Source organism: Phytohalomonas tamaricis, from assembly GCF_003012345.1.
Lineage (GTDB): Bacteria > Pseudomonadota > Gammaproteobacteria > Pseudomonadales > Halomonadaceae > Phytohalomonas > Phytohalomonas tamaricis.
The window spans coordinates 748,308-765,063 of record NZ_PVRV01000019.1; the positions used below are offsets into that span (position 1 = coordinate 748,308).

The following is a 16,756-nucleotide window of genomic DNA, read 5'->3' on the forward strand; positions in this document are numbered from 1 at the left end:
CGGCTCTGCACCATGCAGAGCCGCCGCAGTCGTTTATGTGGCAGTGCGGTAATAAAGCAATATCGCGTATATCCGCATCGTTGAACTAGGCTTTTAGTAATCTCATGAACGCTATCGATTAATCTTTCGGATAAACCACCATGTCTTACCGCCCGGCACATACGTTCAAGTCCGGTCTCAAGAAGCTGATGCGCATCGCGGCCAAGCCGATGAAGTCCGAGCGTGCCCACGGTGGCCGTGTGATTCACACCTATAGAGGTTACGGTTCCCACAAGGAAGCGTTTCTGATGGGGCGAGTATTCAGGCAGCCTGGCTTCGGGCTCTCGCTGGCAGAAGGGTCAACGCTTCAGGATATCGTCGATATCGGCCGGCGTACGATCCGTTGGGGGGTGAAGAATACTGATGTCACGATTACGCTGGGCGCATCACGCACAGTGGTAACAACGGATCGCGACGGCTATTTCCATGCGCATATCGCGCTTGATCATGCCCTGCCCACCAATGTGAACTGGCATATTGCCGAGTTGGAAACGGTCTCCCGTCACGGCACCACCACCACGGCAACCGCTGAAATCTATATTCCTCCCGCGAGTGTCGATATCGCCATAATCAGTGATATCGATGACACGGTGATGTACACCGGCGTCGCCAACAAGCTCAAGATGATGTACCGGCTGTTTATCGAAAAGGCCGATCAGCGTACGGCCTTTCCCGGAGTGGCGGCGTTCTATCAGGGGCTTTATGTCGGCAGGGATGGAGACCGCAAGCGGCCACTGCTCTACGTCTCTCGCGCCCCGTGGAGCATTTATGAGGTGCTGGAAGAGTTCTTTAACGCCAACAATATTCCCGTCGGACCGGTGCTGTTTCTTAGAGAGTGGGGATTAACGCTACAGCGCCCGCTGCCGCCTCGAGCGGAGGACCACAAGGAAACGACGATCAAGAAAATGCTGGAACTCTACGCCGATCTGCCCTTCGTACTGATCGGCGATAGCGGCCAGCATGATCCCGAGATTTATACCCAGATCGTCAAGGATCACCCCGGTCGTATCACGGCGATCTATATCCGTAAGGTCGATAACGATGCCGTACGCGACGAAGCGATCAAGTGTCTTGCCAATGAGGTCGCCGGGACCGGCTGTACGCTGGTGCTCGCCCCCGATAGTGCCACCATGGCCGAGCACGCCTTTGAACAAGGCTATATTTCGGCGCAGGCATTGGAAGACGTGCGTCGCGAGTGTTAGACCCTGTCATGCGCGTGCTAACACCACGCTTATGTTATTGGCCGGCATGGTAATGACCTCCTTCATCATCAAGCGGCACTGTGCAGCCAACGGTATGAGGTCATTTTCCAGATCACGTATACCCCACTGAGGATGGCGGGCACGCAGGCTCTGATCAAATTCCCTGTTGCTAGCCGCGGTGTGCTCGCCATTGCGCGTGAAGGGACCGTAAAGCATCAGCACGCCCCCGTGGGATAAGCGCTCACCGGCTTCTGCCAGCAGCGCTTCAGTGGCCTGCCACGGGGCGATATGGATCATGTTGCAGCAGACAATCGCATCAATCTGACCAATCTCATCCGGCCAGGGCCGTTGAGTGGCATCAAGCAGCAGGGGCGGGCACACGTTGGTCAGCCCTTCATGGGCTGTCCAGGCTGCAATCGAACGCCTTGCCTGTTCGCTGGGGTCACTGGGCTGCCAGGTGATACCGGGCAATGCGCGGGCGAAATGCACCGCGTGTTCGCCGCTGCCACTGGCGATTTCCAGCACGTGCGCCTGCGCGGGTAGTAGTGTTTCCAATACCTTGAGGATAGGTGCGCGATTGCGCTGTGCCGCTGGGCTGAAGAGGCGCTCCTCAGGCGAGCTGGAGAGCGTTTCCATGGTGTCCATTCGGCTATTCTCTCGCGATGTTTGGCGCCCCCTTGAGGAGCGCCCGTGTGTATGGGTTATTCCAATGGTCCGCTCAGAATGGTCTTGCACATGCCGTCGATAATGTGATGCCCATCTTCCACGGCGAGTTCCTCATACCACTGCTGGGTCTGTTGCGGGTTCTTGCCATGCGTCGTCTCGGCACGCTTGCGTGCGCGCGTGATAATATCGGCGACACGCTCGCAGCGCGCAGCATCATAGGCGGCCAATGCCTGATTGATGGTGTCTGTTGCGCTACTGCCTTCGGCGTTATCCAGGCAGCGTGCCAGTACCCAGGCATCTTCCATCGCCTGACAACCGCCCTGGCCGAGATCCGGGGCCATGCCGTGCCCGGCATCGCCGAGCAGCGCGACGCGATCGCTGACCAGCGTGGGCAGCGGGGCGATATCGTGAATCTCGACGCGCGCCATTGTTGCCGGGTCGAGCCGCTCGATCAGACGCTGCACGGGCGCTGCCCAGTCACTGAAATGGTGGCTGAGTTCGTCGCGGTAGCGGGAAGGATTATTGTCGCTTCCGGTGGGTTGAGGGACATCGAAGAAGAAGTAAAAGCGCTCCTCTCCCGCTGCGCCGCCCATCGGCATCATCGACACACGCTGATGATCGCCGACGTACTGCACCCAACTGGTTGCCGGGGCCAGGTCTTTCGTGGCCGGCACGCTGCCGTTCCAGTTGACGTACCCGGCGTAACGGCGTTCGACGTGAAAGCCGACCACCTTGTCACGCAGTCTGGAGTGGGTGCCGTCGGCAATGACGAGCAGATCACCGGTTGTCTGGCTGCCATCCTCGAAGGTGGCCATCACGCCTTCAGGCGTCTGGTTGAAATCAACGCAGCTCATGCCGAGATGAACATGCTCTTCACCGACGGCGTTGAGCAGGATGCGCTGCAGTTCGGTACGCGCAATAGGATACGCGCGCTGTTCGACCTGGGTGTAAAGCGGCTCAAGACTGAAGTCGGTGAGCAGATTGCCTGCTTTATGGTAGTAGGCCATGCGGTCCATCTGACCGCCCGCCGCGGCGATAGCATCACCCAGGCCCAGTTGATTGAGAACCTTGATGCCGTTGGACCATACCGATATGGCCGCACCGGCGGGGCGCAGTTCACTCACGCGGTCATAGACTTCAACGTGATGCCCGGCCTGGCGCAGGGCGGTGGCGGCACTCAGCCCGCCCATGCCGGCCCCGATGACGATAATATTTAGCCTTTTCATGAGGTCATTCGTTCCTTGGACGCGTCGCTATTGCTGTTATGTGAGTCGCTGCTGTTATGTGAACAGGGCGCTGGCGGCCTTTAGCAGAGGTGTTGTCATTGTTATGGGTTACTAGTTCTACCTTATCCTTATGGATGAGGCCAATGCTTGGTTGACCGATCGGATAGGTTTTTTTCGTTCAAACCAGCGGTGGGAATAAAAGGCATAAAAAAACCGCGCTCGAAAGCGCGGTAACCATCACGTATAACCGTTAAAAAACAGACACTCTGCGATTGGCGCAGAAATAAATAACCGCAGTGTGTCGAATTCTGGGCTGTCCCTGTTCAGGCACCCACTCGTCAACCCTATGGGGACGCTAGGTCGGTATCCTATCAAGCTTGCCATGTCTTGCTATGACAACGGTTTTGCCCATAAGTTGCAGCGGCCCGTGTCTTTAGCGTTTCGATGCCTTCAAAGCGTAGCGGAAAGAATCGGTTGGTGTAGTAAAAAATCATGAAGCCAGCAGTATTAGACGAAAAAAAGCCGCGTTTGCAAGCGCGGCAAGCTACATGTTCAACCGGGTATAACGGCGCAGACCGGCAGGTCCAAGCCACCATGTGTTTAGTAGGTTTACTCGGGCAGGTCAAACAGCAATATCTCGGCGTCTTCGCCGTTTTCCAGCACAATGGCGGCTTCCTGATTCACTTTCAGTGCATCCCCACCGCTTAGATATTCCCCATTGATGACCGCACTGCCTTTTACGATATGAACATAAGCCTGACGGCCAGCAGCGAGGGAATGCTCGATGCGCTCCGTACCGTCAAGCAGGGTGGCAAAGAGCCGTGCATCCTGATGAATCAACACCGCGCCGTCACGGCCCTCCGGTGAGGCAATCAAGCGCAACTTGCCACGCTTTTCCTCATCGCTGAAGTGTGCTTCTTCATAGCTTGGCGCCAAGCCCCGGGCATCAGGCGTGATCCATATTTGCAGAAAATGGACCTCGTTGTGCTTGGAGTGGTTGAACTCGCTGTGCTGCACGCCGCTTCCAGCGCTCATGCGCTGTACCTTGCCTTGACCCAATATCGAGCCATTACCTAAGGTGTCCTCGTGAGCGAGTTCTCCATCCAGGACATAAGAGATAATCTCCATATCGCTGTGGGCATGCTTGCCAAAGCCATGGCCGGGGGCGACGCGGTCTTCATTGATTACCCGCAGCGGTCCGAAGCCCATGTGGGCCGGATCGTAATAATTGGCAAACGAAAACGAATGGTAGGAGCGTAGCCAACCATGGTCGGCATAGCCGCGACTCTCTGCGGATCTGAGTATGTGCATGGCAGTCTCGTTAAATAATGGGCTGGTGACAGCGTGAATGGGCATTGGCGAGCATTCTAACGTTGCGACCCTATCCGCTTGAAACGCAAAAAATCCGTGGCTGGTGTGCAAAAAAACGAATGAATGAGTACGAATAGTTGTTGTCAAGCCTAACCATCACAACATGATATCCTTTAGATAAGCTTCTTTGAGAAGAATCTGGAAACAATTTAAAAATAAATGATGGTATTTTTAATTAATACTGAAAAAATGGTTGGTTTTATTTAAATGGTCATTTTGTCTGCCAGATGATGCATGTTTTGTAAGCGGCATTCAGAGCTAAAAATATAGCTCGTAGATATCAATAGGTTATTAAGGTAAAGATATTTAAATTGCCGAGAAAATATAGGTTAAACGGGGTGGTCTAAATAATTAATCCATATTTTTAAATTATTTATTTAAGAGGTGGTATTTTGCCCATAGGCTGGGTGAGAAATAAAAACAAACAGCAATGGCTATGCATATAACTATTAATATATCTATTTGTTCTGCTTTGTTACTGTTAAATTTGAATAATAAATGTCAATAAAATGGCCGTTTATGGCAAGTAATTATCTGATTATCAGGGCGTCATGTGTTCTTGTCTGATAATGCTTTGTGCGGCATGAACAAGGAGATACGTTCATGACTAAAGACAACAGCAAGGGCTATGTGGCCATCCTCGGCTGGAGCCTGAGCGCGATTGAAGCGATTGACCGTTTCGATCGGCGCTATGTCATCGTCGCGCCCGAGTGGGCCCAAACGTATTGCCAAGAACACAATATTCCCTACATTCCGTGGAATTTTGAGCGTCTGAACGATCGCTCCATGGAAATTGCGCAGCAGCTCAAGGATATGGGCGTGGATGTCGCGATTCCTCTGTTCGAGGAAACGGTCGAGTGGGCCGGGGCAATCAACTCCGTGCTGCTTGATAGCTTGATAATCCACGACTGTTCGGGCAATCGATCCTGTTCCGCGACAAGGCGTTGATGAAGCGTCGCGCCCAGCTTGGCGGGATCCGGGTCGGCATTTTCGAAGAAGCCCATGACAAAAGCGATGCGATTCGCTTTCTCAAGCGTGTCAACCAGACACTGCTCAAACTCGATGGTGATCCCAACGACCCTATCCATCTGAAGGCCTTCGACAAGGCTGGTTGTTTAGGGCACCGCGTGATTCGTAGTCCCGATGAAATCGACACGATTCCCGATGAGGAATTCCCCGTGCTGATGGAAAGCCACCTGGATGGCTGGGAGTTCGCCGTTGAAGCCTGGATTCACAACGGCAAGATCCGCTTTCTCAACATCTCCGAGTACGTGACGCTGGGGTATTCGATGTTCGTTCCTGCAACACCGGAGCTGGAAAAGTACCGCCCGCAGATCACCGAGCAGATCGAAAAGCTGATCAAGGCCTTCGATATCCAGTTTGGCTTCATTCACCCGGAATACTTTGTCACCAGCGATGGGGAAATGTACTTTGGGGAAGTGGCCTATCGTCCCCCCGGTTTTAAGGTGTTCGAATTGCTCGAACGCGCCTATGGTTTTAATGCTTATCAAGGCATGGTGCTGGCATTCGACCCCAAGACCACCGAGGAAGAGATCGAAGCCTTCTTCCCGCGTGAGGTAGTAGATGCCAAGGGCCATGCGGGTTGTTTCGGCGTTTATCCACGCTTACATGTGGTGAGCCGGCTGGAAATACCTGAAGAAACGGAGCAGCACGAGTACTTCGAGTCCCGTGAGTTGACGGCACCGCTGGAAGAAACCGTCACCAAGCGTACGGCCTTCGGGACACATTGGGGACTGCTGTACTTTTTCGATGATGATCCGCATCGGGCGAGTACTCGACATGGCGCGTCGGGCGCTGATGATGGAGGGGGGATTCGAGGCCATTGAGCAGCGAATTCCCGCCTTGGAAAAGGCCGGCGTTTTCGATGGCTCGGACTGGGCCAAGCCCGATCTCCTGCTGCCTGGGCTCGTACCCGGTACGCTGCGTAGCGGCGAGGCTAATCTGGTATTGCTTGAATGTCTCAGCGAGTTGCGCATGCTGGCTGTTGCCCGCGGAGCGTACTCGCATTCGCTCATTTCAATGGAAGAGGCTCAGCATTTCCTGACGCAGGTTCTGGCGCTGAACCTGGAGCTTTTATTCTCTCCGCCCAGCGAGGCTGAGCGTGTTCAGCAGGGTAATCTCGCGCTGCTGACGCGCTCGCTTTATAAGTATCTGGCCGAGGGGGTTGGCTTCGAGAAAATTATCGACCGGCTGATCGATGAAATCTGGCGCATCTTGCAGCAGCGCCCTATTCAGGTGAATTCGATCAAGCAGATGATTACCCAGATTGCTATCTGCAGAGCCCGACCTGACGTTGACATGGGGACGAGCGGACAAGGTGCGGATCGGTTGATCAGCAGCCTTTACGGTCCTACCCATGCCAGTCGCGAGGACCCGGGCATCGCCGTCTATCTGGAACGGATCGGGATGATGGACAATGCCGCCTTGCAGCATGAGGCGAAAGGCTTTGCCCGCGCCATGCATGACACCGGGCTGGTATCGCCCTATCACCCGATTTTGCTGCGTCATCTACTGGGCCACAGTGAACATCTGCTGAATGAAGCGCTGGGGCTGAGCAATACCGGGCGGGACTGTCTGCTTTGCTATCAACAGTTGATTCACGCGCTGATTCAGGACGTGGCGTATCCGGAAACCGCTCAGGCCATCTTTGGTCTTTCACTGCTGCTGGAGCGAGGCATTCTCTATCAGCCTCCGGTTGCGCCGGCGCTGTGGCGTCAGCTTTCGCTGGTGTTATCTCCTCAGGCGGATGCACGATTACGGCTAGGTTTTGGCGATAGCCCCTCGCCCAAGGCGCGTCTGCTCGAAGGGGTGCTTTGCATGTTAGGGCTGCCGCTGGGCGTGGGTCAGGGCAACAATCCTACCTGTCAGTCCGCTCGGGCATTGTCCATGTGGGCGTACAACGATCCCGACTATCTGTTGCAGATTGTCGTCTGGGCCGCGCGTGATGAAGAAGTGGTGATTCATTTCGAAGGCCAGCCCGTTTCCTCGCGTGAATTTGGGGAGGGGCTGCTATCGGGGGCAAGTCTGGATCTTGACCCGTTATCTCTGCTGGTAGTGCCTCATCTGGATCGTATCTACGCCGAAATGGGACGGCGCTGCAACGATCGGGGCGAAGATCCGTACCGCTGGGTCAATCCTGAGTTTCATGGCTGGTGGGCTGGGCGCGGGTTTCGTATCGTGGTGGATGTTGCCACCGGTCTTCTGCAGGACACGGAAGAGTTCCTGCGCTATTTCTATGCCAGCTATCACCCTTACTACAATGGCAACCAACCCCTTATTCATCCGCAGCCGGCAGGCATTGCCGTAACCGACAGCGCAGCGCGGTTCATCGGTTGGCACGCCATCACCCTGCTGCGCGTCAGTCTCGATCCACAGCAGATCATGCGGATGTATTTCTATAACCCCAACAATGATAGCGGTCAGGACTGGGGCAACGGGGTGGTGGTCAGTACGGCGGGTAATGGTGAGCGTTTCGGCGAAGCTTCCCTGCCTTTCGAGGCGTTTGCCTCTCGACTCTATATCTTCCACTACGATCCGCTTGAGCCCAGCACGCCTGACAGCGTTGACGAGCAGGAGATCCACATGGTCATGGACATGATTCACCGCAGCTGGGGAAAGGACAGGCTGCAGGCGCCGGAGCAATAGATCTACGAGGCCACAGAGGCCGAGGGGATTGGGGCAGAGACTGGAATGGCCGGCGGCGTTTACATAGCGCCGCCGGCCATTGAGCGAAGTCCAGGAAGAAGTCTTAAAGCGGCAGGAACTTGAAGATCGTCGTCTGGCTGTAGGGCTCGCCCGGTTCAAGGCGGGTGGAGGGGAACTTGGGCTGGTTGGGTGAGTCGGGGAAATGCTGAGTTTCAAGCGCGAAGGCGCCCCAGTGTTGGTAGCTGCGGCCCTGCTTGCCCTTGATCGAGCCGTCGAGGAAGTTGCTGCTGTAGAACTGCAGGCCGGGCTGGGTGGTGTAGAGTTCGAGCTGGCGGCCGGAGTGCGGATCGGTCACGCGTGCAGCCAACGCCATGAGCTGACCGGGATTGTCGAGCACCCAGTTGTGATCATAACCGCCCTGTTCGGGTTCAGCGCGGTTGAGCTGCGGATTGTCATTGCGGATGCGCGCGCCGATCGGCGTCGGTTGACGGAAGTCGAACGGCGTGCCCTCGATCGAAGCAAGCTCGCCGGTGGGGATCAGGTTCTTATTGACCGGCGTGTAGCGTGAGGCGCTGATCATCATCTCGTGATCGAGCACCGTGCCATTGCCAGCGCCGGACAGGTTGAAGTAGCTGTGGTTGGTGAGATTGACCACGGTCGGCTTGTTGCTGAGTGCACTGTAGTGAACGCGCAGCTCGTTGTTCTCGTTGAGGGTATAGCGCACCGTCACGGCCAGATCACCGGGAAAACCCATCTCGCCGTCGCGGGAGAGATAGCTCAGTTCAACTCCTGCCCAGTCGTTGCCCTTGAGCGAATGGGCATGCCACAGCTGGCGGTCGAAGCCCTCCGGACCGCCGTGCAAGGCGTTATCACCATCATTGGTGGGGATCTGATAACGCTGACCGTCGAGTTCGAAGCTGCCGCCGGCAATGCGGTTGGCGTAGCGTCCGATCAGCGCGCCGAAGTGGGGATCACCGTTCTCAAGATAGCCCTCAAGATTATCAAAGCCGAGCACCACGTCGGCCAGCTCGCCATCCTTGTCGGGTACCTCGATGGACTGCACCACGCCGCCGTAAGTGATGATGCCGACCTTCATGCCGTGGCTGTTGGTCAGTGTATATTTCTCGACCTGCGCGCCGTTGGGCATCTTGCCGAAGGGTGCGTGATCGACTGTGGCGGCATGGGCGACAGCTCCCAGTGGAGACATCAGCCATAGTCCCAGCAGGGGCGTAGCAAGTTTTGATGTGAGCGACATGGCGGACTTCCTTTTCTTATCTGCGCTGAGTGTGACCTGTACAAGACCGGGTGTGCCGAAGAAAAGAGCACTGATTGAACATTAGTTCACTCAGTTTCAGGCGCAAGCAGGCGTGCCCGATCCGGTCTGTACCAGAGGAGCAAACATAAAAAAGCCGTGTCATAACGACACGGCTTTCACTACTTCATGCTAAAAAACGAATTATTGGTCTGCGAACTTCTGTTGCAGATCCTGAGCCATTTGCAGGTGCTCTTTCAGCTTAGGCAGTGCATTGGTGGCATATTGCTTGAGCTCCTGATCCTGCAGCTCATTGGAAGCACGTTCAAAGAATGCGATGGCTTCCTTGTGTGCAGTGACCTGCAGCTTGGCAAAGTCAGCGGCGAATGACTTACCGTCTTCCACCATCAGTCTTGGTGCGCTCGCCATACTGGTCATGTTGGCCGTGGCGGACATGTCGAGATCTTTACTCTCGGCGATCTGCTTCAGCTTCTGGTTGGCCTGGGTATGATCTTTCTGGATCTTTTGGGCCACCTGCTTCACTTCGGGCGGAACATCCTTATCGTCATCCAGCGCCATTTCGACAGCGTCGAGTTCACCCATGTTGATCGCTGAAGCACCATCGACAAAGTTCTCCGGCGTCATCTCTTCATCATTTTGCTGCAGCTGAGCATCGCTATTGGCGGTATTGCCCTGATTACCCTGCTGTGCGTGGGCAAACGGCGTAAGCGCTGCAAAGGTCAGTGCGAAAGCACCGGCAAAAAAAGTATTGCGTTGTGTGAGCATATGAGTCTCCTTGACGTTTTTACGTTCCCTGATCAGGCCATACAACGTGACGCATGAAGTGAAATAAAAATCCGTTCCATGCGTCATATCCTAGTTTTCAGCCTTGTCTAATATGGTCGAGCTGTCAATTTTCTGACGGTATCTATTAGCCTGACTTCAGCTGAGCGGAGAGTGGGGAAAGGGGAATGCCACCCATTCTGAATGGGTAAGTGCCGCTGCTCACCGCGCTCACCCGCCAGATGACATTGTCGACACGTCGGCGACCAGTAGTGAGTAGTGGACCCTGCTGGCCGATGGCGAACAGTTGAGATGAGCGCAGACAATCAAGTTATGCGTAACGGCTTATGTATAGTAGTTAGTGAAACATGAGGGAGGGTATAACGGTCATACTCTGGTTGGGTAATGCAGCTCAACCCAATTGCTGAAGCGCCTTGCTGGATATGTGGCGGCCATAGTCTGCTCTATGCTGCTATAGGTCATGTTTTGGCCGATAGTTAACCAAAGACATTACCTCTGACTTGGCGATACCCTTTTTGCTGTGAGCATACCTTGGGTATCGCGATAACTCGGTACATTCATGACCCACTTCGCTTTCGTCATGCCTCCTTTTTCCAGCCACATCCGTGCGATGGAGGCGCTGGCGATCACATTGATAGCGCGTGGCCATCGGGCAACTTTTATCCATCAGGTAGACATGGCGGGCCTGGTGCAGGCAAGCGAGATCGCGTTTGAAGGGGTAGGACTCGACACGCATCCTCCCGGAACCCTTGAGCGCATTGTGCAGCGGGCTGCCCATCCGCGTGGTCCGCTGGGGCTGTGGCGAACCATTCGCGATGTCGCCAGCACGACTGACATGCTGTGCCAGACGCTGCCCGAAGCGCTTTTACGCATCGGTGCTGAGGTGGTGATTGCCGATCAGATGGAAGCGGCGGGCGGGTTGGTGGCGGAGTATCTTGGCCTACCCTACGTGTCGCTAGCCTGTGCATTACCCATTAATCGAGACCCATTAGTGCCGTTGCCGTTTCTACCCTGGGGTTATGATGCCTCTGAGCGGGGCATCAAGCGTAATCGTGGCGGTGAACGTGTCAGCGATATATTGATGCGTGCTCATGCGCGAGTCATCCTGCACCATGCACGCAACTTCGGTCTGGCACCGCGAACGTCGCTGGCCGATTGTCTCTCGCCCTACGCCCAGATCAGCCAGACGGTAGCGGGTTTTGACTTTCCGCGCCGGAGCCTACCGGCGCACTTTCATCATGTTGGGCCACTGCGTCTGCCAGGCAGTGACACGTCACCTTTAGAACTGGCGCTCGACCCGCAACGCCCCTTTATCTTTGCCTCACTTGGCACGCTGCAAGGAGGAAGGATGGCGGTGTTTAAGGCCATCGCCAAGGCCTGTCAGGCGCTGGATGTTCAGTTACTGATCGCCCACTGCGGTCTGCTGGACGCACGGCAGGTCAGGACGCTTGAAAGCGACGGTGCCACCTGGGTTACTGATTTCGCGCCCCAGCGAGCCGTATTGTCGCGTGCCACATTGGCGATTACGCATGCCGGAATTAACACTGCGCTTGATGCACTTAGCTGCGGCGTGCCGATGCTGGCGCTACCGATTGCCTTCGACCAGCCCGGTGTGGCAGCGCGCATCGAACATGCGGGTGCAGGGGAAAGACTCAGCCCACGCCGGCTGAGTGCCGCCAAGGTCAAAGAAACTCTTGAACGGCTGCTGGGGGACAACCGCTATCGCCTGAGCGCACGGGCGCTAAGCGAGGAAATTCGTCATGCCGGAGGCGTTACACGAGCAGCGGATATCGTCGAGGCCGCTGTACAGGCTGCTCCGCTATCGACGCCGCTACCGCGTATCGAACATGGTTGAAAAAGCGGGGCGCTAGATATTCTGGTGGGTCAGTTTTCAGCCTTGATGTTAAAGTGGGCTTATAAAGCGTCTTGTCTGCTCAAAGATAGTGATGAGAGGCAATAAATTTCCATCCCGATCCTCTTCACAGTGACCAGCGGAGCCTGATCACTTTAACGCTGCCCCTATGATGAATGTCTTCGATAAGCCTCAGCGCGTCGGTGCCGCGTCATTACAACGAAAACTACTTGTGGAGGTTTCATGATCACTCCATTGATTTACAAGCTTGAACGATTTCGTCCGCTCTCCGACGCGGATAGACAACTGCTGGCAGACGCCTTCACCCACGCGGCCGATATCCCCAAGCATCAGCACATTATCACCGAGGGCGAGCAGGCCAACGAAGTTCATCTTCTGGTCGAAGGTTGGGCCTGTCGCTATAAGCTATTGCCGAATGGCAAGCGCCATATAGTGGCCTATCTGATGCCCGGCGACCTCTGCGACATTCATGTCACGCTGCTCAAGCGTATGGATCACTCGATCATGACGCTGACGCCCGCCAAGGTCATGGCTATTTCGCACGACAGGATCAATGAACTTCTAGATACCAATCCGGCGCTTTCCTGCGCCCTGCTCTGGTCGACGTCAGTGGATGAAGCGACGCTGCGCGAATGGCTGGTCAACATAGGCAGTCGCTCGGCTGAGCAGCGCCTGGCGCATCTGTTCTGTGAGCTGATGGTGCGCTCGCGTGCGGCTGGCATCATCGAAGATAGCTGTATGACACTACCTCTGACTCAGGACGATATGGGCGATGCCATGGGGCTGACAGCAGTGCATACCAATCGGGTACTACAGAAGCTGCGTCGGGAGGGGTTAATCGAATTAAAGGGGCGACGGCTGATCATACATGATTGGGAACGTCTGACAGCATTCTCCGAATTCGACCCAGCATATCTGCATCTGGAAAGTTATTAATTTTGCATATATAGATAACTAAGTTTCAGGTAATAAGTAATGTACGCTTCAAGTTTAAAATCATCTTTTTTGTAAGTAAGGCGCACATATTAATATATATTGTGACAATGTGTTTGCTGTCTTCTAATTAATAATTATTCGTCAATTTGTAATTGTTTGTGTTTACTAATAATTGTTAGTTATTTATCCGCAAGAGGCTCGTATTATGGCGACATGGTAAGGAAGCCACCGGGCCAAGGAACAGGTTCGGCACGACATGATGTCGTTAGCACAGGATGTGCATGGTGGGCAGGATGCCCAGCAGAAACCAAGGGAAACGGGATCGACAGGATGTCACCCAGCGCCAGGAAAGGTGCGAATATAACAGCGGCCACGTTCTTGATCATTATTAGTTCAGGCGTGAGACCGCTGTTTCCTTTTATTATTTCCCCTCATTCTTTTTCCTCTCTGTTTTCAAATTGACATTCGTCATTTGACCCACGGCATGTTGGCGGAATCTGCTTGCAGATTGGTTGAACCGTTCGAAGCGAACTAGGCTTAATCGTGTGTCTATTTATCAAGGAGCGATGACATGGAAAATTCCGGGCTCAAGGAGATAACGCCTGAAATGATTGAGGCTGCACACGCTGCCTGGCCGCGTGTAGAAGATGACCCACAGCAGGCCGATAGCGGTGATGACGCGCTTTATAATCTGGGCCAGAAGTTGCTGCCCTTTTTACGCGACGGTTTTGTTGTGGTCGATATCGCGCGTGAAATAGGCGCGCCGCAAGACTTGGTTCACGCCGCAGTTATGCACGCGGCGCGCTTGGAACCGGGCAGTCGCGATGTATTGCGCTGAGTAAGTTGGATATTTAAAGCGTTTTACGAAGGCAGTTGCGATAAGTGGTGTTCGCCCTGCTGGCTACTTAAAGGGCGGGCACCGTTTTCATGGCGTGTTGAGACTAAAGATTTGCTTACGACTCAAGCGATATATGAAGAAATATAAGCCCTCCTTGGCCAAGTACAGCATCCTGCTTATCCCCACCTTTCGGTGACCCTTCCTTGGCACTATACGACAGTATTTTCGTCGGTGGTCTTCCTTGTTTTTGTGGTCGGCCTCCTGCCGACAATGCCTGCCTTGGCTGCGGCTATCGACATCCTGTCGCCGTTCATTCCTTGAGGCACTATGAAAAACGATTTGAAAAAATGATTCATTATTATAGGTAAATAAAGGCACGCTAAGGTTCTATGAGAGCGGTTTGCTGGGGCTTGATTTATAAATCCATAATCATTATCTGCGTATCATTTTGTAAGTTTACGTGTATATGACGATAACAAGAAGAAAAAACTTGCCGTGGATTAACGAAACTAATATTTGTTATTTCCAAATATGGCGCCATAACCAGATGATTATCTCGCACGTTGCCCAAATAGAAGCGGGGAACATAATTATTACTAATAAAGATATGTAAGAGGATAGATATGGGCTGTAATGAGAGCTGTATCATTCATAACTTTGACCGATTTATCACTCTTACCGAAGATGAGAAGGCGTTGCTATCGCATCTGGAAAAAGAGCCAACGCACATTAAAAAGAAAGAGCGGGTCTGGGAGGCGGGTACACTTTCCGACCAGCTTTATACCCTCAAGTCCGGCTGGGCTTATTCTTACAATCATTCCGGCAACGGTGATGTCAAAGTACTGGAAATATTTCTTCCCGGTGACATCATCGGGCTAAGGGAGTTTACCTATAAGTACCGTTTGTCCGGTGTCAGGATGCTGACGGGGGGCGTTCTCTGCCCTTTTCCCATCCAGTGCGTCCTTGATATCTTCGACCGCTCACAGACGTTGACTGCCGTGCTGTTCGCCGCGTCCTCACGCCAACAGGCACTGCTTACCGAGCGAATGCTCAATCTGATGCAGTGCAGTGCCCGGACCAAGGTGGCGCACTTCATCGTGGAAATTTACATGCGCTTGAAGCGGATCAATCCGTCGGTCGGACATACGTTTGCCTTTCCCATCTCCCAGCAAATGATAGGTGAACTGCTCGGGATCAGCACCGTGCATGTCAGTCGTACACTGACGGATATCGAGCAGGATGGCCTGTTAAAGAAACATCGCCGTACCGTTGAGATCTTCGATATGGAGCGCCTGATTGATGAGGCCGAGTTCAAGACCGATTACATGAACGATGATCTTGGTCGGTTGTTAAAGCGTAATTAATACGCATATGGTATTTGCCATGCCGAAAGGCTAAGGCGTATTTGACTGCCTCATCGGCATACGGTCGATGGTATCGAAAATCTGCTGGGGGGCAACAAAGCCCTTAAGTTCAATCTTCTTGCCACCATCCTTGCCGATCAGAATCACGCTAAGCGGGCCTTGGGCGTCTAGGTTCAGATCTGAAAGCAGAGCGTGGGTCTCGTATTCGGTCATCGCGTTGCCGTCACGTTTGCCATGCCCATTAACGACGGTGTAAAGCACCATATCGCGCTCATTCATCTCGGCTGTACTGTCGGCCAGAATGCCGCGCATGCGCTGATAGTCGCTGTCTGCTTCGCTAGGAGAGACTACGATGAGCGGGCGTGAATGCCATGCGTCACTGACCAAGGGGTTGGCCGGGTCGGCGGCCGAAGCGGCACTGGTGATAGTGATCAATGCACAGGCCACCATCCGCTGCACACTAGGCTTCATGGCAAACTCCTTACCTATCAATGGCGTTTCTCGACGGCAATGCTCCTGTCGCGAGCATTGTTGGCCTCATCGGTCTTCTGGGGTTTATTGCTGGCCTGCTCCAGAGTCCGCTTTCCCTGCTGGGCAAAAAGATAAGGGCTTGTCGTAGCGTCTCGAGGAGATGACACCTCCAGCGACAGCGGCCCCGAATACCCCGTGACGTTCAAGGCGGCGATAAAGGCATCGAGTCCCAGCATCCCCATGCCAGGCAGGCAACGATGCTGTCCGCTCCAGTCGATCATGGTTATATCGTCATACCAGAGGGCATCGGCGAGCTGGACAAGAAATATCTTCTCGGCGGGTAGCGTCGAGAGGGTATCCAACGGCTCACGGCGTACCTGTGCATGAAAGCTATCAAGCACCAGCCCCAGCGCGGGGTGATTAACACGTTGGACAATATTCCAGGCATCGCGGTAATCATGAATATGCGTGCCCCAGGCCAGCGCTTCAAAGCCGATACGGTAACCACGACAATGGGCACGTTCGGCAATGATGCGTAAATCACCGACGGCACAACGGCTGTCATCCAGCGTATGACGTGATGTATTGCTACTGATGATCAACAGCCGGGTACCGAGCGCATTCATCAACGCAAAGCGCATTTCGAGACGATCAAGCTGACGCATCAAATTGCCGCTGGCCTCGACATCACGAAAGGGCTGTAAAGAGATGATCTCAAGGCCGAGTGCACGGGCCCGCCGGCCAATCTCACGCGGAGTGGCGCGGCTCTCGTGAATATCCGGTTCAAAGATCTCAACACCATCAAAACCTGCAGCAGCAATAGTGACGAGCTTATCGATCAGGTCTCCGTTGAGAGAGACGGTCGCGATGGCATGCATGTGCGCTCCCGTATTAATACTTTATTTAAGTTAAGTTTAGTCCATTGCCTCCTCATGGGGAATTTTTATTGTGGTCAATAAGCACAAGGGTGTCAGGGCCGCTCGCACGATTAAGCCAAAAACAACGGCGATGCGGCGTCGGACAAGGCGAGCCCGACGTTTGCAGGGTG

Annotated in this window: 12 protein-coding genes and 2 pseudogenes; 7 read left to right on the forward strand and 7 right to left on the reverse strand. The window is 54.2% G+C overall.

From position 1 onward, the window contains the following. Positions 1-140 precede the first annotated feature (140 nt). The gene (locus C3Z11_RS05410) at positions 141-1,241 is read left to right on the forward strand and encodes an App1 family protein (RefSeq protein ID WP_106476889.1); all 1,101 of its coding nucleotides are present in this window, start codon (positions 141-143) and stop codon (positions 1,239-1,241) included. Positions 1,242-1,247: 6 nt separating this feature from the next. Here C3Z11_RS05410 and C3Z11_RS05415 read toward each other — a convergent pair whose 3' ends face one another. The 3 genes from C3Z11_RS05415 to C3Z11_RS05425 all read right to left on the reverse strand — a co-directional run bounded on the left by C3Z11_RS05415 (position 1,248) and on the right by C3Z11_RS05425 (position 4,444). Next, a complete protein-coding gene (locus C3Z11_RS05415) occupies positions 1,248-1,886 on the reverse strand; it encodes a class I SAM-dependent methyltransferase (protein WP_262927245.1) in 639 nt (212 codons plus the stop codon). A 56-nt stretch (positions 1,887-1,942) separates the two neighbouring features. Next, positions 1,943-3,133, reverse strand: a complete 1,191-nt coding sequence (gene hpxO, locus C3Z11_RS05420; RefSeq protein WP_106476890.1) for an FAD-dependent urate hydroxylase HpxO — start codon at positions 3,131-3,133, stop codon at positions 1,943-1,945. Positions 3,134-3,742: 609 nt separating this feature from the next. Then, positions 3,743-4,444, reverse strand: coding sequence for a pirin family protein (locus tag C3Z11_RS05425; RefSeq protein WP_106476891.1), 702 nt, complete (start codon positions 4,442-4,444; stop codon positions 3,743-3,745). A gap of 663 nt (positions 4,445-5,107) precedes the next feature. On the opposite strand from C3Z11_RS05425, the pseudogene C3Z11_RS05430 reads away from it, so the two are divergent. Together C3Z11_RS05430 and C3Z11_RS05435 are read left to right on the forward strand one after the other, a co-directional pair. Then, positions 5,108-6,351 (forward strand): annotated as a pseudogene (locus tag C3Z11_RS05430) (ATP-grasp domain-containing protein). Next, positions 6,269-8,170 (forward strand): annotated as a pseudogene (locus C3Z11_RS05435) (hypothetical protein); the annotation flags it as partial. The pseudogenes C3Z11_RS05430 and C3Z11_RS05435, both read left to right, overlap by 83 nt. Before the next feature lie 103 nt (positions 8,171-8,273). Here the strand turns inward: C3Z11_RS05435 and C3Z11_RS05440 are convergent. Beyond that, on the reverse strand, positions 8,274-9,425 hold the full coding sequence (locus tag C3Z11_RS05440) for an aldose epimerase family protein (protein ID WP_262927247.1): 1,152 nt from the start codon (positions 9,423-9,425) through the stop codon (positions 8,274-8,276). Positions 9,426-9,626: 201 nt separating this feature from the next. Continuing rightward, positions 9,627-10,208 carry a DUF4142 domain-containing protein gene (locus C3Z11_RS05445; protein WP_158700930.1) on the reverse strand — a complete coding sequence of 194 codons (582 nt, stop codon included), beginning with the start codon at positions 10,206-10,208 and terminating at the stop codon, positions 9,627-9,629. A 577-nt stretch (positions 10,209-10,785) separates the two neighbouring features. On the opposite strand from C3Z11_RS05445, the gene C3Z11_RS05450 reads away from it, so the two are divergent. From C3Z11_RS05450 to C3Z11_RS05465, 4 genes are all read left to right on the forward strand, one after another. Then, positions 10,786-12,081: a glycosyltransferase gene (locus C3Z11_RS05450; protein ID WP_106476893.1), complete on the forward strand. Its 1,296-nt coding sequence runs from the start codon at positions 10,786-10,788 to the stop codon at positions 12,079-12,081. Between the two features lie 240 nt (positions 12,082-12,321). Next, positions 12,322-13,035, forward strand: a complete 714-nt coding sequence (locus C3Z11_RS05455; protein ID WP_106476894.1) for a Crp/Fnr family transcriptional regulator — start codon at positions 12,322-12,324, stop codon at positions 13,033-13,035. Between the two features lie 571 nt (positions 13,036-13,606). Next, positions 13,607-13,873 carry a hypothetical protein gene (locus C3Z11_RS05460; protein WP_106476895.1) on the forward strand — a complete coding sequence of 89 codons (267 nt, stop codon included), beginning with the start codon at positions 13,607-13,609 and terminating at the stop codon, positions 13,871-13,873. Between the two features lie 623 nt (positions 13,874-14,496). Next, entirely contained in the window at positions 14,497-15,237 is a 741-nt protein-coding gene (locus tag C3Z11_RS05465) for a Crp/Fnr family transcriptional regulator (protein ID WP_106476896.1), read from the forward strand. Positions 15,238-15,267: 30 nt separating this feature from the next. On the opposite strand, the gene C3Z11_RS05470 is transcribed toward C3Z11_RS05465, so the two are convergent. Both C3Z11_RS05470 and C3Z11_RS05475 read right to left on the reverse strand, forming a co-directional pair. After that, positions 15,268-15,708: a DUF4174 domain-containing protein gene (locus C3Z11_RS05470; RefSeq protein ID WP_262927248.1), complete on the reverse strand. Its 441-nt coding sequence runs from the start codon at positions 15,706-15,708 to the stop codon at positions 15,268-15,270. A 17-nt stretch (positions 15,709-15,725) separates the two neighbouring features. After that, the gene (locus C3Z11_RS05475) at positions 15,726-16,586 is read right to left on the reverse strand and encodes a sugar phosphate isomerase/epimerase family protein (RefSeq protein ID WP_106476897.1); all 861 of its coding nucleotides are present in this window, start codon (positions 16,584-16,586) and stop codon (positions 15,726-15,728) included. Positions 16,587-16,756: the final 170 nt, after the last annotated feature.

Excerpts from the sequence above, each read along its gene's own strand:
- C3Z11_RS05425 (WP_106476891.1), bottom strand. The coding sequence starts at position 4,444 with ATGCACATACTCAGATCCGCAGAGAGTCGCGGCTATGCCGACCATGGT.
- C3Z11_RS05415 (WP_262927245.1), bottom strand. The coding sequence starts at position 1,886 with ATGGACACCATGGAAACGCTCTCCAGCTCGCCTGAGGAGCGCCTCTTC.
- C3Z11_RS05465 (WP_106476896.1), top strand. The coding sequence starts at position 14,497 with ATGGGCTGTAATGAGAGCTGTATCATTCATAACTTTGACCGATTTATC.
- C3Z11_RS05410 (WP_106476889.1), top strand. The coding sequence starts at position 141 with ATGTCTTACCGCCCGGCACATACGTTCAAGTCCGGTCTCAAGAAGCTG.
- hpxO (WP_106476890.1), bottom strand. The coding sequence starts at position 3,133 with ATGAAAAGGCTAAATATTATCGTCATCGGGGCCGGCATGGGCGGGCTG.
- C3Z11_RS05460 (WP_106476895.1), top strand. The coding sequence starts at position 13,607 with ATGGAAAATTCCGGGCTCAAGGAGATAACGCCTGAAATGATTGAGGCT.
- C3Z11_RS05475 (WP_106476897.1), bottom strand. The coding sequence starts at position 16,586 with ATGCATGCCATCGCGACCGTCTCTCTCAACGGAGACCTGATCGATAAG.
- C3Z11_RS05470 (WP_262927248.1), bottom strand. The coding sequence starts at position 15,708 with ATGAAGCCTAGTGTGCAGCGGATGGTGGCCTGTGCATTGATCACTATC.
- C3Z11_RS05455 (WP_106476894.1), top strand. The coding sequence starts at position 12,322 with ATGATCACTCCATTGATTTACAAGCTTGAACGATTTCGTCCGCTCTCC.
- C3Z11_RS05445 (WP_158700930.1), bottom strand. The coding sequence starts at position 10,208 with ATGCTCACACAACGCAATACTTTTTTTGCCGGTGCTTTCGCACTGACC.
- C3Z11_RS05450 (WP_106476893.1), top strand. The coding sequence starts at position 10,786 with ATGACCCACTTCGCTTTCGTCATGCCTCCTTTTTCCAGCCACATCCGT.
- C3Z11_RS05440 (WP_262927247.1), bottom strand. The coding sequence starts at position 9,425 with ATGTCGCTCACATCAAAACTTGCTACGCCCCTGCTGGGACTATGGCTG.